Consider the following 672-nt stretch of genomic DNA (forward strand, 5'->3'; position numbering starts at 1 on the left):
CGGCAGCACTCGGCCAAAACCACTCGCATCCAAAACAAAATCGGCTTCGATTTGGTACGCCTGCTTATCGGGCCCAACCACTTCTAAGCGCGATTTTTTGCCTTCAAACGCCAAGCTAACCAGCTCATGCTGATAACGAATATCGACGCCCTGCTCTGCGGCGCTGTCAGCGAGCACTTTATCAAAGCTGGCGCGTTGAACCTGAAATGTGGTGCCTGGTCCTGCGGTAAATTTTTCAGTGAAATCAAAGTGGGTGTAGACCCCGTTACGACGGAACGCCGCACCATCTTTGAATTGGAAGCCATGCTGCTTCACCGCCTCTGTCATTCCGGCAAGTTCAACCACCTCCATACAAGCTGGAAGTAAGCTTTCGCCAATTGAGAAACGAGGGAACGTCGCTTTTTCGATCACGACAACATCAATACCACGGGATTTTAGCAACGCAGAAACGGTGGAACCCGAAGGACCTGCGCCAACGACGACAACTTGCTTGTGCTCTGTTTTCATTCTTTATACTAGCTTGCTTGGAGTTTTAATAAGGTATGTCCGAGGCCAATGTTGTCCGTTCTTTCCACAACAGAGAGACCTGCTGCTTCAACAATTTCTAGGAAATCATCACTACGGTAGAAACGGCTATTACCATTGGCTAGGCAGGTAAAGTAAAGCGAGGTA

1 protein-coding gene and 1 pseudogene are annotated in these 672 nt (G+C 49.1%); both read right to left on the reverse strand.

Annotated elements, in window-relative coordinates:
- Window positions 1–507 (reverse strand): NAD(P)/FAD-dependent oxidoreductase (locus R7190_RS27860; protein ID WP_318137927.1); only part of this gene is annotated, 507 nt, incomplete at its 3' end.
- An 8-nt stretch (window positions 508–515) separates the two neighbouring features.
- Window positions 516–672: pseudogene (locus R7190_RS27865) on the reverse strand (SAM-dependent methyltransferase); the annotation flags it as partial.

The sequence above is a fragment of the Vibrio sp. 1078-1 genome, from assembly GCF_033340475.1.